Origin of the sequence: Enterococcus sp. AZ194 (assembly GCF_051713825.1) — a bacterium.
In the GTDB taxonomy this organism is placed as follows: domain Bacteria; phylum Bacillota; class Bacilli; order Lactobacillales; family Enterococcaceae; genus Enterococcus_K.
Genome location: NZ_JBIOQR010000001.1, coordinates 3,266,655 through 3,280,126, shown reverse-complemented (window position 1 = coordinate 3,280,126; position 13,472 = coordinate 3,266,655). Strand labels below are relative to the sequence as shown.

6 protein-coding genes are annotated in these 13,472 nt (G+C 34.5%); 4 read left to right on the top strand and 2 right to left on the bottom strand.

The window, feature by feature from the left end; all coding sequences use genetic code 11:
• Window position 1: 1 nt before the first annotated feature.
• Both dptG and IGI37_RS15225 read left to right on the top strand, forming a co-directional pair.
• Window positions 2–1,345: a DNA phosphorothioation-dependent restriction protein DptG gene (gene dptG / locus IGI37_RS15230; protein ID WP_438762916.1), complete on the top strand. Its 1,344-nt coding sequence runs from the start codon at window positions 2–4 to the stop codon at window positions 1,343–1,345.
• Window positions 1,326–6,752 carry an ATP-binding protein gene (locus IGI37_RS15225; RefSeq protein ID WP_438762915.1) on the top strand — a complete coding sequence of 1,809 codons (5,427 nt, stop codon included), beginning with the start codon at window positions 1,326–1,328 and terminating at the stop codon, window positions 6,750–6,752. The genes dptG and IGI37_RS15225 overlap by 20 nt, the downstream gene beginning before the upstream one ends.
• Window positions 6,753–7,229: 477 nt before the next feature.
• Here the strand turns inward: IGI37_RS15225 and IGI37_RS15220 are convergent, their stop codons facing one another.
• Window positions 7,230–8,678, bottom strand: coding sequence for a DDE-type integrase/transposase/recombinase (locus IGI37_RS15220; protein WP_438762914.1), 1,449 nt, complete (start codon window positions 8,676–8,678; stop codon window positions 7,230–7,232).
• 179 nt (window positions 8,679–8,857) lie between these two features.
• Here IGI37_RS15220 and IGI37_RS15215 point away from each other — a divergent pair, with 179 nt between their 5' ends.
• Complete coding sequence (locus IGI37_RS15215; RefSeq protein WP_438762913.1) at window positions 8,858–10,315, top strand: MutH/Sau3AI family endonuclease; 1,458 nt, start codon at window positions 8,858–8,860, stop codon at window positions 10,313–10,315.
• Between the two features lie 115 nt (window positions 10,316–10,430).
• Here the strand turns inward: IGI37_RS15215 and IGI37_RS15210 are convergent, their stop codons facing one another.
• Window positions 10,431–11,912 carry a MutH/Sau3AI family endonuclease gene (locus tag IGI37_RS15210; RefSeq protein WP_438762912.1) on the bottom strand — a complete coding sequence of 494 codons (1,482 nt, stop codon included), beginning with the start codon at window positions 11,910–11,912 and terminating at the stop codon, window positions 10,431–10,433.
• Between the two features lie 164 nt (window positions 11,913–12,076).
• On the opposite strand from IGI37_RS15210, the gene dcm reads away from it, so the two are divergent.
• A complete protein-coding gene (dcm, locus tag IGI37_RS15205; RefSeq protein ID WP_438762911.1) occupies window positions 12,077–13,378 on the top strand; it encodes a DNA (cytosine-5-)-methyltransferase in 1,302 nt (433 codons plus the stop codon).
• The last annotated feature ends 94 nt before the right edge of the window (window positions 13,379–13,472 follow it).

The following is a 13,472-nucleotide window of genomic DNA, read 5'->3' as shown; positions in this document are numbered from 1 at the left end:
TATGTCAGATGCAGTTAAACAATTAACGGACAAACTTGGAATGAACAGTGGTAAAAAAAAGCCAAAAGCAGAACATCATCTCGAGGGGAGAATATTTCCATTTCATACACGGACTCAAGAACGTGTGAAGTTTACAGATGATTTTAACGAGATTGTTGGAATTATTGCCAGGTGCTCTGTTGGAAAAATCCCTTTACTAGAAGATATAAGAGAAGAACACTTAACGAACATTATGAATAGACTTGAAATTGGCGATGGGATTTTTAAGGAGGATATTGAAGAATTATTTTCCGTGAATTTCGATATGATGAAAAATCCGATAATGTTTCAATATTTCCCAGTTTCAATGAGTACTAAAAATCAAAAAGATGAGGCAAGGGGGAAAGAGTTACTTGGATTTTTTATAACTAAGCTTCTTAAATTAGATGAGAATGAAACTTGGAAAGAATATATATCTAATAATAATGTCTCGGACTTGTATGCATCAGTATATGTAGAATGTTTACCAGAAATTCGGAGCATAAGCAAACGAAAAGATGTATTTCATTTTTTCAATCAAGATGAACTAGTAAAAAAATTCAATGATGACTTGAGTCAGTTAATGAGAAATGAAAAAATTTTTTTAAGCGATATCGGATTATTAATTAGTTATTACTTTTTTTATTATGTGTTAGTACAAGCTCACCAATTGGTATCTAAGAATGTAAAAAATATTAAACTATGGTTCGCTTATGACAAAGAGAAGGTAACTGCTGGTAGAGATTCTGTACAAAAAGGATATAAAGTATTTAATGATGCATCTAGGGAGTTGCTAATAAATAATGATCTGTTAGACTATCTGAATATCCTTTCAGATAAAGAAGGTTATCGTTCCTATGCAGAAATTATGACGGATGAAGAGAACATACCAGTTTTGGGAATGAATCTGATGGATTTTAATAAACAATTCGCTGATGCTCTGGATGAGAGTTACGAGGCTCAAGTGGACATTCAGTTTCAGATTAAACAATTACAAAAATATTTGAAAATCAATACTTCAAATGAAACAGCAAAACGATATCGCAAATCTTTTGATGAATTTTCAGGGTTAACTTTTATCAAAAGTCGTGGTAGATTGGGATATGTTTTGAATGCTACTCAAGATTTAATTTTACTATTTGTTGGAGTAATCATCGGTGATAAAGAGAAGATTCTATTAAATCGATTGTTTTATGAATTTGAAGATAGAGGGCTGTACTTTGATAAGCAAAGTAGGAAAGCGATTATATCGTTTTTTGAGGATGTAAATATTTTAGAAAAACTTTCAGATAGTGGGGACGCACAATATGTCAAATCGATATTATAATTTTTTATCAAATCGTCTTGTACAATGGCTAAATGGTAGGAAGGATTTGAAGGCTGGAGATAAATATTTTGTACTCTTAGATAATTTTGATGAGGCTACAAACTTCTATGACTCGTTGGAAGTAGTTGATTTTTCAAATAAATTAACCTTTCATTCAGATGAATTTGGTTATAGGACTATTGGTTTGAAAAAGGAAAATATAAATATTCTCTTTGTTGCACCGATAAAAGAGATTACTCAAGATTTTTTAGTTACAGTAAGAAATAGAGTTAATGCTAATCAAGGAGAGTGGGCTAACACCGCCGTATTTTTTGTTGTTTTCGATGCATTAGATTCAATTATTGGTGGAGCGTTTGACGTGAGTCAGAAAGATGCACCGTTTTATACTAGAACTATCCGTAACGAAGTGAAAGGTGAAATATTAGCTCAAAAGGCTTTATCAATGGGGAAGCGAAAAGCGCTTGAATTATATTTGGATGATATCACTGATAATAGCAGTACAGTTTTGAAAGATTATGAAACTGTTTTTTCAATTTTAGAAAAAGGGGAAATTGAAAAAGAAGATTTTAATGCTATGGGTTATTTTCCAGATGAGTCATTAGATTCGATTCCCGAGAATGTAATTGAAGACAGATTGTTAGATAATCAGCACATGTTTGCTAAAGTTGAAGGCCTACATAATTATTTGGATATCGAAGATAAACTTAGCGATGAGTTTTCTGGCGATGGTCTAATAAATAAACTAAGTAAAGCGGAGCAATGGAAAGAAGTTGAGTATCGAGAGGTAGAGAAGGGGGTACAGGAACGAAATAAGGATAAGAATGTGATTCTTAATTTTGATACAGCCAAATTTAGTGATAATGAAGAATATAACTGGGTTAGAATCGAAGGAGAGAAGGGAGCCAAAAGTAAAAGGATACATTTGTTAATGTCATCGATGCTAGATTCAACAACAAATGAGTTCTCTTTTGAGGTTTATTTTGATGACAATGTTAGTAAATCAAGTGTAGTTGATGCGAATACTTTTGTGTTTGAGGGACACGGAGTTCCTGTAAAAGACTTTGCAGTCACAGCAAAAGGGAAAAAGCTAATATTTACAATTTATAACTTTAATGCATTGGCAACCTATGGAGGGCTTCTTCGCTTTAGACATAAAGGGATTAATAAGCTTACGTTCAACACGTGGTTTATGATTGTTCCATTTCTCTTGACTGATGTTCAAAAAGTAAGACCAAATTTTAAAATTGAAGTACAAAAAAGTGCAAAAAAATTTTTCTATGGAATTTCTCCTGAAGTTAAAAATTATGAGTTTGGTAGTGATGTTGAAAATGTCATCGCCGCTCTTAGTCTTGATGATTTAAAAGGAAAGGACCTTTTAAATTCTAAAGTTGTACTAAAGGAGTCTGTTTTTGATCAAGAGGAGAATGGCGCGTTACGTGTGACAGCGAAAATTAAGGAGTACTTTTTTCCTATCTCGTTTCTAGATTTAACAGAGAAGCCACGGCCTGCTCTACCATTAAGTATTGAACGTCAGAGACTGGGGAATAGAAACTCACAATTTATTTTTGAAGATAATAAAATTGTTGCTGGTTCAAATGTAATTTCTATTGAAAAGATGTACAAAGATAGACTGTTAATAGAAGCCCAAATCGTTGAAGAGCATTCGTTGTATGGGAAAGTAATTGGGGAACGGTATTTCCATAAAGAAATGGCACTGCCGGCAGGAGTCATTACAGCATACAAAGAGTTATTTAAATTCTACAAAATTGAAAGAACTTTACCAAGCTTAGCAATTGCTAATAATCAGCATACGTTTCTTCTGACTAATGTAATAAGGGAAATCCGTCATGCAATGCAAGAGGGGTTGGTTGAAGGAGAGAAAACTCCTAAGGAAATAGCTAACCTATCATTGGTAGGTACGGTGATTGAGGGAGAGGGCATTTCATTAACTCCGTTACACCCATTAATGATTTCTTACCAATTGGAGTTGACTAAACAGCTAAACATCGAGGGTGATATTCCAAAAGAGAATATTTTATCCACTCTAAATCCGCAATATCTATTACCATATATGAAATTTGAAGATGAAGAGTATCAATTAGCCTATACTCGTTCTGTACCTCGCTGGCTGTTTTACAATAAAATGCAAGAACGGCAATTATCCGATTTGGCTTCCAATGTTATTACTCATAGATTAGATGATTACATTACACAATATAAGTTCTTATTCGAAACTAATCATGAGATGGCTTTGAATATCGCGGCAATTCGTATTGTGGATGAGGTGAACTTCTTTGATGCTATAGTGAACTTTATCTTTAATCGTTTGAAGGAAGTTGAATCATTGGACAGTATCAATCCTGTGAATATTTATTTTGATAAATTAGGGATTAAGATAGATTCATTATTTAGAGAATTATATGAAATTCGCAGTTTAGATAAGTTAAATGATATATTGAGAAATCCATATAAAGGCTCATCTTTTGAAGATTATGAGGTATTAGAATTACTGCAAAAGAAAATAAATATATTCAAAATGCCAGAAGCTAAAAATTTTGAGGCAATGGGTTTGTTTTTTCATGTAACTTTTTATCAATTTGTTCAGCGAAGAGGTATAAGCAATGCTAAAATGGAAAAATTAGGTAAGAATTATGCCTTGGGAGGGCTTTTAAGTAGTCCGCAATACTATAAAGAAGTAAATAGTTATTCTAATGGGTTCGGTGTAGGTAGAATAATGGAACGAAATCGTACAGAATTGGTAGATTTTATTTTTGAATGGAATAGTTTTATTGCATCATCTAACAAAGATACTGATATCTACAGGTACGGAGATACTCTTATAAATAATATTCCTCAACTTAATCAAGATGAAATTACGCCGGTTCTAAAAAATAGTAGTTGGGTGACGTTATTAAACTTAGATGTTGATTTATCATATTTTTTTGACGAGTCAAATGGAGAGATGCTTGTTATACATTATACAGATCAAAGCGCAACAAGTCAGTATGAATCAGTGACCGTTACTGATGATACCCAACAATATGACAGATTGCTAAGAGAGACACTTTTAGAAGAATTATCTGATAGGGATCAGTTTGATACCAAAGAAGTAATTAAAAACTTCAATGTGATTAATGGACAGTGGTTGTTGATGTTAATTTCTGATAAGGAAAAAAAGAGGGGGAACTCAAATCTACTTCGAGAAAAGCTAAGTATTATCTCAGCGTATAAAGAAATGTTAGGGATTCTTGAGCATCCTAATTTCTATTGGATTCCAATCTCACTTGAAGAAATTCTTAGAGTCTCTGGGATGGTTGGACTAAGCATGAAGGAAGGGCTTTTTAGTTCTAAAAACTTAGGCCAAACAGGAGCTACAAGTGATGATTTATTATTTGTTGGCATCGATTTAAGAGGAGACGATATCAAACTGCATTATTTGCCGATTGAAGTTAAGGTGGGTAATAATAGCAATTCTGTTACCGAGAAAGCGTTTAGTCAGTTAGAGCATACTTCAAATATATTACGGGAATTCCTAGGTGATGAGAACCCTGATGTATTTATGAGAAATTATTATAGAAATTTCTTTGTATCTATTATATTGGGGAATCTCGAAAAAATGATGAGTAGTGGAATATTTACAAAAAGTGAAATACCAAATTATCAAAATATCAAGGATAGATTGATAGTGGGAGATTATTATATTTCTTACGAGATGGAACAGTTTTATGGGCAAGGTGTAGTTTTTGAGTTCTCAAAAAATGAAATTGCAAGACAAGCTAGTCTTGTTTCTAATAGAAATGCGCTACTTATTAAAGTTCCGGAGAAAGATGCCTACAATGTCGTTGCAGATAGAACTACTGTGATTGTAGATAGCATACAAAAAGGAATGTTCGATTTTAGAAAAGATATGTTACTATCGTCAAAAGTTGACATAAGCGATGTGATAAAAGATTTTGATTCTCCAAAAGAAGAGATAGAGTTAAGTTTGAATCCTGAAATCTTAGACGACAATTCTGAATATGTTGATATTGATTTGGATGTACCTTTCGAAATACCAGTAAATAATTTTACTGAGGAACAAGAAAAAGATACTGAGGATACTGTTAAGTATGATGGAGAGGAAATAACCGACAGCACTATCAACGCTGATAGAGACGAAATAATTGATGAGACTATAAAAGTTGAGAAAGAGTTAGCTGAAGAGTATGTTGCGATTGAGAAAGAAGACTTCAAACATATCCCTACCCAGACGGAAGGGATGGCAGAATCGATACGACACAAAAGGGTATTATTGGGAGAGATTGCACATTCTTCTCGAGAAGTTTATTGGGAATTCGGTAATAAAAAGTTAGCTAATAGACACCTGTTCATTACTGGGAAATCTGGTCAAGGAAAAACTTATTTTGTTCAGACGCTCTTGGCAGAGCTTTCAAGACTAAGTATCGACTCACTGGTAATAGACTATACTGATGGATTTTTACAGAATCAGTTAGACAAACAATTCTTAACAGATTATGAGAATAAAGTGAGCCAACGATTTATACTTAGAGATAAAGTACCAATCAATCCTTTTAAGTTACAAGAAATAGACTTAGGCGGTTTTGTGATGCCAGAAAGTAATCAAGATATGGTCGATAGAGTTGTTCAAGTTATAGATTTTGTATTTGATCTGGGTGTCCAACAACGAACATTACTATCAGAGACCATTCTTCAAGGAGTTCATGTAAATGGAGAGGCGTATCGGTTTGCCAACCTAGCTGATGAGCTTAGATACAGTGAAGACAAAGCACTACAAAATTTATATGGTCGTATCAGTGCTCTATTGAGCAGAGACCCATTTTCTTATGAATCTGATTTTGATTGGGGCCAAGTTTTTGGAAACCAAGGGATAATTAATATCTTTCAATTAAAAGGATATCAGTTAAATATCCAAAAGGTATTAATTGAGTTTTTATTATGGGATTTATATCAGTATGCAACAAGGACAGGTAGTGAAGCTAAACCTCTTCCTGTTGTTTTGGATGAAGTACAAAATTTAAACTTTAGTGGATCATCTCCAGCTGTGAAAATGCTTAGAGAAGGACGCAAATTTGGCATATCTGGTATATTCGCTACACAGTCTCTTGATTCAATTAAAGGAAATGATGCAGAAGCAATCTACAATGCTGCAGAGCAACTTCACTTCTTACCACCAGATTCTCAAGTTTCAGCAATAGCCAAATCTATTACTTCAAATCCTAATGATAGAAAAGATGTCGAAAATTCATTAAAAACACTGCTAAAAGGCGAGACGATAGTTTACGGGCCTATTCAATTGGATAACGGTAATTTGTCTGAACCAAGAATTAATATAGTTAAAATATCGTCTTTTGAAAGTAGAAGAGCAAGGCTGCAAAAATTAACCTAATCGTTGGTATTTCTGAATGAGAAGTCTGGATTATTTTTTGACTCTTGTATATTCAATTTTTTTGAAAAGTAAGAGAACACATTTATAACATTAATCAAAATGCTCTGGCTATTATAGTTATAGTCAGAGTGTAACTTTTATATTAGCTCTGTTTAAAAATTGGGTAGGAGGTATAATATGACATCACCATATAAAACAAAACAAGCAGTTCATAATCGAGCGAGAGAAGCGGTAACTCAAAAAAATCTATGAAAACAAACCCAAAATGAGTTCTTTGGCAAAAAAATAGATGTTGGCGCCGAATCGCACTGGACAACCTTACAAAATGGCTTGTCAAATAAGTGAGGGCGACCAGGTGGACGAAAAAAATGCAGCACAAAGTTCACCCTCAGTAGGCAGTATAAGCCATTTCTTCAGGTGGTCAAGTGTTCGCTACGCCGATTCTCGTTGAGGGCTCCCGGTACCGAAATCTTTCTTTCAGCTTGCCAGTGATAAATTCACCAGACAATCTTCTGAAATCTGTAAGAGTCGGAGCCATTTTTGTGGCATGTCCTCACATAGTTCAAGCTCAGGTAGCTGGACAGGAACACGTCCTTTTTCAAGAGAGGCGTGTGGTCGCAAAAAATTAAAGTAGGTAGTAAACAGCTCAACGAAGGCAATGGAACCTGCTTCAGAGCCAAAGCCGCCGAGAGGTTTATAATTCCCTTTGAATGTTCGATTTAAGCGCTCGATGATTTGTTTAAGTGGACGGAATTCCGCAGAAACTTTATCTTCGTTGGTTAGCCCAATCACCTGTGTTACGTCAAAATGGATACCTTCACCGGCGAAGAAAATTTGAGCCAATTTGTAAATCGGGTTGCCATCGACAATGAGATTTAGATTTTCGGGTAGGGTATCAAATCGTTTGATCACATCATGAAATGCCTTGATAGCCGTAGCTGTGTCACGGTTTGGACTGACTCTATGAGAAAGAATAATTTTATTTACCGCATCAAAAAAGAAGTAAATGTAGTGCCATTTGCCTTGTACGCGAATGTACGTCTCATCCCCACAGAATTGATCAGAAAGTGCATAGGGATAGCCGTCAGTAAATGGTCGTACCAGACAAGCAACTGAACGTGCATAGTTGCGAATGGTTTGACCAGAAATTTTTACTTGATGGACATCAAACATTAATGCAGCGGTCTTTTCGGCGGATAAGCCATAGTTCACATAATAAGTCAAAATAAGCCCAAGCACTTGCGGTGAGCTGTGAATATTCGAAAGTTGAACAACTGTTGGAATCTCTCTAGGCGCTTGTAACTCAGAGAGCTTCAACTCGAATTGTCGATATAAGTAATGCATTTTAAAAAGATGCGGCTGTTCCTTAAATAGGCGTTGCTCTTTTGACGAAAGTTTCTTCAAGCGATTTTGGTAAAAAGAGCACGCAAAGTTGCGACACTTATAAATGACAAAGCCCTTGCGGTGTTTAATTTTATCAAGCGTTTGCGTGCAATGAGGGCAGCTCAAAACAACCTCTTTGGCATACTTGTTTTTGAGGTTGAACCGTTCCTGACAAACCTTGCATTGATACTGTCCACAATCGCCGTTATTGCGATAAAGATAGTCGTGAGGCGCTTGACACCTTGGACAACAAATATCGTTAGGAATCGGTTTGGAATTTTTGTGGCGCCTTACAGGTTGGATGACTTTCCCAGTTTTGTCAAAATGACCAGAAATCACTTGACGATAGTCGAGAGTTTGAAGTTTTTGAATCGTGGGTAAATCATCAACTGTTAGCTTACGATAGTCTAAATCAAGCGGTGTGGTAAGCTTTGGAGCTTTAGAGTACTTCGCTTGATTAAGTAAGAATTGAAGAAGAAATAAAATAATTTTCGTTTGGTAGTTGATTATTCCAACTAAATAGGTCAAAATTGAAGTGAACACTTGTATCTTCCTTTCTATTTCGGAGAATTGTGGTTTTGTCGCTTTCAATTCTAACCGATTTCGAGGGGGGATAGAAGTGTTCTTTTCTATTTCCCTTTAAATTCAAGGTTTTTTCAACTACTATAAACGATTTTTAGATAAAGATTTTGAATTAACAAAAATTGGGTAGGAGGTATAATATGACATCACCATATAAAACAAAACAAGCAGTTCATAATCGAGCGAGAGAAGCAGTTGGAGTAACATTATGGAAACTTTTAACTTCGGAAAATCAAGTTGATACGGATAGCAAGAACATTTCGACTGACCTTATCTGGAAAAAATGGTTTAAGGTTTCGAAAGAGCATGTAGATGAGTTGAGTATGATTGAAGCCGGAGTCGAAGCTATTACCGTTCCGTATAGGAAACAAAGCAATGGTATTGTTTCTGCGTTGCAACAGCTTGAAATATGTTCAATCGATGTTGCAGCGAAAGAAGAAGACTTCAAAATAAGTAAATTTTATAAAACAAGTAAGATTTTAGAAATTGCTTTCTATGAGTTTAACCCAGCTATTTCAAGAGCTCAATGGACAATCGATGAAGTAATTCAGTTTTCATTTCCAAAGAGAGACCTGAAAGTGATTCAGCAGGATTGGGATTTGATAAATTCTTATATCGTACAAGGTCGCTCTAAGGAGTTGACTGAAGGGCTGACTAACTACTTGGCAGCCAGCCGTAGAGTGAATAAAATGACTGGAGAAGTTCATTTGTTTTACTCTCTTAAGCCAAGCTATATGAGTTATCTAATTAGGGAATTCGTTTTTGGAAGTTCATTTGATTCTTCTATACGTAAGACTGCTTTCATTGAAGCGGAAGTCATAGATAAACCTGCTAATATAGAAAAGAATGAAGCAGTTGAAAGTGTGATTTCAGATGAAGAGTTTAAAAGAACAACCTTTGATAAGCTGTTAATTGAGAAATTGTCCAACTATATTGGAGAAACAGAAAGTAATCTAGGACGTAGATTTTTGGTTGAGCGTAAACACAAAAATTTTTATTCAGTTTTGGCATCAAGTATGCTGGGAATGAAAGGAAACTTAGAAAATGCAGAAGAAATTCAAAAAGCAAATATCCTAGTAAAGACAATTAGAGTATCAAAGAAGAATAGTGTAAGGGAAAGTATGTCATTTCCAACTCTAAAATTTAAGAAGCTTGTGGAGGAGGAATGGAATACATCAACATTGCGAACAATGTTTGAAACAAGTAGATTTCTATTCATTGTTTTCAAAGAGAATAGTGAAGATGAATATGTATTCAGAGGAGCTAAGTTCTGGTCGATGCCTGAAGCTGATCTGGATGGAAAGGTTAAAGAAGCGTGGGAAGAAACGGTTAAAACGCTGAAAAATGGAGTAAACTTAACATTTGATAAAGGAAGAGTAACGAATAATTTAGTCGGTTTAAAGGATAAGAAAATAATACATGTTAGGCCACATGCTTCAAAGGCAAGTTATATTGAGAATAATAGTAATGCAGATGAGCTTCCGACAAAAGCACATTGGACAAACAAACCAGATGGATACTCCAATTATTGGATGACTAAACAATCATTTTGGTTTAATAAAGACTATGTGATTCATCAAATTGAAAGTTTACTTTAAGTGGAGATAGAGATAGGATAAGCCTCTCATACTCTCTAGAGAACACGAGAGAAGAGAGGCTTCTTTTAGATGAAATATTTTTTCTTAGAAAAAGTGAAGACTTGAACTAATTATTCTATATAAATGGTCTATCATTCAGCATTTTGACTAATTCAGAACCTTTAATCCAAACATGTTGCCTATACATAGAAATCCCATTTAAAACGATTGGTTTATCATTAGAATCAGCGCCAGTTCCTCTGAAAAATACTCGGTGATATTTAGATTTGGGGAAGTTCACTGAGGTGCTAACTGTCCCATTTTTATTTATTACAGGGTTACCTTTTTTATCTAGTTGCACTGTTTCTTTTAACCGATGTTCAAATACTGTATTTCTGACTTCTTCCCACACAGCCTTCACATCATTATCTATGAAGCTTTCATCAAAAACCATTCTCTTAAACCCAATAAAACGATTTTCAAGTAATTTGTCCCCAACAGAAGTCTCTTCAAAAACAATGAAAAGAAATTGAGGTTCACTGAACTCACTAAAAACAGTTGATTCTTCAAAAGATTTATCTTTTCTCAGCCATTCTTCAAAATTGACAGAAAATAATTTTGTGTCTTCAGTTCTATTACCAGTTGAGGTTTGAGTTATAGTCTTAGCAAGGAGTCCAATCTCGCTGAAGATTTCGATTTTACTCATTTTTTTTGATTTTGCTCCAAACATTCTCGTAACTATTTGTTCCCCTACGGATTTAGATACATCTCCGTTTTTACCTAGCTTAATTGGAATCTTCAGAATCTCTAGTAATTCAGAAATTTTCAGGCCCTTATACTTATTTGTAAAGCTTTGTAGTAGTTTGTCTATATCTGAAAAGCTATCTAGTTTGCTATCCAGCTGTTCAAATTTTTTCCCGAAGTATTGTTGTACCATCGTGGTAACAGTAGATCTCTTTAGTCTGAAACGAGGTCTATTAGGCCATTTTGGTGCGGTATCAATTAACATGAGTTCCGGTCTTAACTTTGAAGAAATAGATGGGTAATGCTCTTCAGGATTGTCGAACGTTTCCTGTAAATCTTTTATGTAATTAAAGACTGTATGCCAATCATTCTTCAAAATTTCTTTGTTCTCTTCGTCGAATTCATAAAAATCGAATCCTTTTATTGAAAAATCTGCGTATCCTGCCGCAGGAACAGTAACCTCAGAGTCATATAGGTAGTATACAAGTAGTAACTTTCTTAACTTATGCCAAAAATTTGAAGACTCAAATTCCTCATAAACAATTTTTTGGGGTGAAACGGCAGTAATGGACATAGGTTCTTTTGCTTCAAATTCACCTTTTTTCTTTTTCGATTTTCTAATACCAGTTGTTTTTAATTCTACTTCTTCTCCGTCTACAATTAAGTCAGGTTCTTGAAAAGAGTCCGCAGGGTATCCCAAGATCGACTGTTCAACGACATCTCCTGCAATACCTGTGATTTTAGGATGAATTTTGGTTCTATCAAATATATGGTTTTTGTCCACTTCTCCTAGTGTTTTTTCAAGGACATCATTGAAGATTGTTTCTAACTGCTTTCGTGTAAAAATGTGATTATTAGTTTTCAAACTTATCACTCCTTGTGAAATAATCTAAAAATTTCTAATTATATTTTATTATAACATTGAAAGGTCATAAATTTGCGTATATTTGTTATAGCACGAGTAATTCGAATTTTGATCTACAATTTATTTTATTTTTAGTGTATAATATCTTTAGCAATCGAAAGGATGTTCGCAGAATGACAAAGGAAAAGTTAAAAGTTTTAGAATTATTTGCCGGTGTTGGAGGCTTTCGAGTTGGGCTTGAACGCTCAGATGCTAATTTTTTTGAAACAAGATGGGCTAATCAATGGGAGCCATCACGAAAATCACAGGATGCTTTTGAAGTATATGAGTATCAGTTCCCTGATAGTAAAAACATAAATAAAGATATAGAAACAATTCCAAATGATATGTTTGAAGAGATGGATGCAAATCTGATTGTAGGTGGCTTTCCTTGCCAAGATTACTCTGTTGCTCGGAGTAAGAAACATGAGTTAGGCATCGAAGGGAAAAAAGGTGTTCTCTTCTGGCAAATTATACGAGCCGTTAATCATATTCAACCACAATATTTAATTTTGGAAAATGTAGATAGATTGTTAAAATCTCCTTCAAAACAACGAGGAAGAGATTTTGCAATCATGCTTGCTGCCTTTAATGAGCTTGATTATTCTGTGGAGTGGAGGGTCATAAACGCGGCAGAATACGGTCGTGCCCAAAGACGTCGACGTGTTTTCTTTTTTGTGTATAAAAACGATACAAACTGGTCTAAACATCTAGATGCTCATTATGAAAATACTTCTTCTAATCAGTTATTTGAGAAAGACGATGAAAATAGATATGATAAATATATATTTGAAGAAGGTTTATTTGCTCGTCAATTTTCTATTATGCAGAGGCCATACAAAAGTCGGTCATCTTTTGGAGTATTATCAGATGATGTTGTAGAAGTTTCAGATAATTTCACAGGAACCATTTGGAATACAGGTGTTATGAGACACGGGAAATATTATACGATAGATACTGAACCCACGATGACTGAGAGTCCTATACCGTTAAAAGATATTATTGTACCCGATGATGAGGTCCCAAATAATTACTATGTATCTGATGAAAAACTAAAGAAATTCAATTATTTACGAGGGCCAAAAAAAATTGAACGTACATCCTTGGATGGTCATAAATATATGTATTCTGAAGGTGGAATGAGTCCGTACGATTCACTCGATTTACCGGGTCGAACTATGTTAACTTCTGAGGGTTCAATCAATCGATCGACTCACTTATTATTTGTGAACAACAAATACAGACTCATTACACCAGTCGAAGCAGAAAAATTACAAGATTTTCCGGCTGATTGGACAAAATATAAAAAATTAGCTACTGGTGAAGAAGTTGAGGTTACTGATAGAATGCGCATGTTCTTTATGGGAAATGCGTTAGTCACAGGGATTGTTACTCGAATAGGTGAAGAGTTAAAAAAAATTCATATGGAATATTGATTAGGTATCTGTATAGAGTTAAAGTGATTCTGAATATCAATTTTTTAATAAAATTGTTGCAGATGAATGACAGCAATGTTAGATAATCACTTCA

What these genes read in the sequence shown, in the direction of transcription:
- dptG (WP_438762916.1), top strand. Translation starts at nt 2, where the DNA reads ATGTCAGATGCAGTTAAACAATTAACGGACAAACTTGGAATGAACAGT.
- IGI37_RS15225 (WP_438762915.1), top strand. Translation starts at nt 1,326, where the DNA reads ATGTCAAATCGATATTATAATTTTTTATCAAATCGTCTTGTACAATGG.
- IGI37_RS15215 (WP_438762913.1), top strand. Translation starts at nt 8,858, where the DNA reads ATGACATCACCATATAAAACAAAACAAGCAGTTCATAATCGAGCGAGA.
- dcm (WP_438762911.1), top strand. Translation starts at nt 12,077, where the DNA reads ATGACAAAGGAAAAGTTAAAAGTTTTAGAATTATTTGCCGGTGTTGGA.